At 61.9% G+C, this 1,911-nt stretch carries 1 pseudogene; it reads right to left on the bottom strand.

What is annotated here, in order from left to right:
• A pseudogene (locus ACXRVY_RS26610) lies at positions 1–1,911 on the bottom strand (trifunctional serine/threonine-protein kinase/ATP-binding protein/sensor histidine kinase); the annotation flags it as partial.

Below are 1,911 nucleotides of genomic sequence, written 5' to 3'. Positions count from 1 at the left end.
GACCTGGGTCACAGGCCGGACCGGCTCGAACGACGGCTGCGCACTCAGAAACGGGTGCAAGGCTTCCAATTGACGTGCCTTGGCTTCGGCGCCCCACAGGTTGTAGCAGTCGCGCGCGACACGCAGATGGTGGGTGGCACCCGACACCAGCCCGTTGGGTAGGCAAATATCGGCCAATTGTTCATGGGCCAGCGCCTGCTCATGGATGAAACCGGCCGCCGCCGCAGCGATCTGCGACTGATCGAAACAACGGATGGCTACCAGTTCCTGACCGCGCAAACGGGCGATGACGCCCTCGATCAGCAGCAATTTGTTGCGGAAGGTTGTCGGGTTGAGTTCGACCCACGGCAGGAACCGCAGGCGTTGCCGCTCGAGCTTTTCCAGTTTTTCCGCCACCTCGCCCGGCGCTTGCGCACTGCCCAGCGCCAGGCTGTAGAACAGGTAGTAATCGGCGAGATTGATATGCGCCGGAATGGACCAGGCCAGCTCGGCGGCTTCTTCGAAACGTCGCAATGCGTAAGGGATATCGCCGAAATAAAACGCCGACATGCCTGAATACAGCCACGACCAGAACAGCGTCGGCTGCGACACACGGGTACGGTCGATGGGGCCGAAACGGTCATGTTCGATGCCATCCAGTTCGGCCAACGGCCGATGCAGGCGCCCGTCGCGCAGATCGGTGGCGAATGCCTGTTGCGCCAGCAGGATGCGCTCGATATCGATGTAATGAAATTGCCGCACCCACGCCAACCCATGCTCCAGTTCGTTCAACACCCCTTGCAAGGGTTCGCCCATGAACAGCAGGTCGGAGCCGATGTGGTTGCAGGCGTAACAGGACATGCCCAGGTCGCCGCCGGCCTGGCCGCACTCGAATGCGGCGAACGCCTTCTGTCGAGCGTACGCCATCGGTCGGGTCCACGGGCTGACCTGATCGAGCGCCACCAGCGTGCCTGTGCGCCCTGCTTCGTAGCCGTGCTTGTCGGTGAGTTCAAGCGCCACTTCGGCGAAAGCCTGCCCGTCCACATATTCGCCATAGCGTTCGGCAATCATCACGCCAAACCAGGCAAAACCGTAACCGCTGCTTGGCGTGGTGCCATGCAGCAGTGTGAGTTCGACCATTTTCGCCAAATGCAGAAAACGAATGTCGTCGTCGACGAAAAACGAAGAAATCAACGTACTGAGCAACTCCATGGCCGCTTCGACAGACGGGTCATCGGCCTTGGGCAAATGCACCAGATCGGCGATGCGGCGTGCGCCGACAAACTCACGAACCTGGGTAAATGCCAGGGTCAAATCGTTCTGTGAGGGCCTGCGCTGCAGGGGAATATCCAGCAGGGCCAGACCGTTCAACGCCTCGGTGATCGCCCCCTCGTAATCGGAGTGCAGCGTGCGCAAGGTGGCCCGTAACCGATAGGTCTTCGCGCGGTCGAGCACTGTGGTGGCCTGGGTCAGGCAATCGTCGAGGCGGCGCTGGGCGCCTTCCAGATCGGCCAGGAGCATGTCGCATTCGGCAGCCAGCCATTGGGTGGCAAACGTCTGGCTGTAGAGGCTCGACCAACCTGTCTGGCCGAGCAGACTCTCGGCCGTGCGAAGATAGCCCACGRCCTGCTCGACAGCAGCGGTGTCGCGGGCGCGTTCGGCGGCTTCGACCAACAGCTCGACGAACGCGGCGCGGCGATGCGCCTCCAGTTCATCGGCGTCAATGCGCTGGACCTGACTGGCGACTTCGAACACACGTTCATGGATCTGCTCGCCCCAATGATCAAGCATGGCGCCAGCGATACGCGCATGCTCGGCCGCCCGTCCCACTGGCGCCGCCAGCTGACAGGCCGCCTCAAGCACACGGTCATGGGGAAACACCAGTTGCTCGCGCTCACGCAACAGAAAACCTGCATCGACCAGGCTTTGCAC

This window comes from Pseudomonas sp. P5_A2_2, assembly GCF_054177685.1.
Note: the sequence above shows the minus strand (reverse complement) of the source record. Positions and strands in the feature narration are given on the sequence as shown.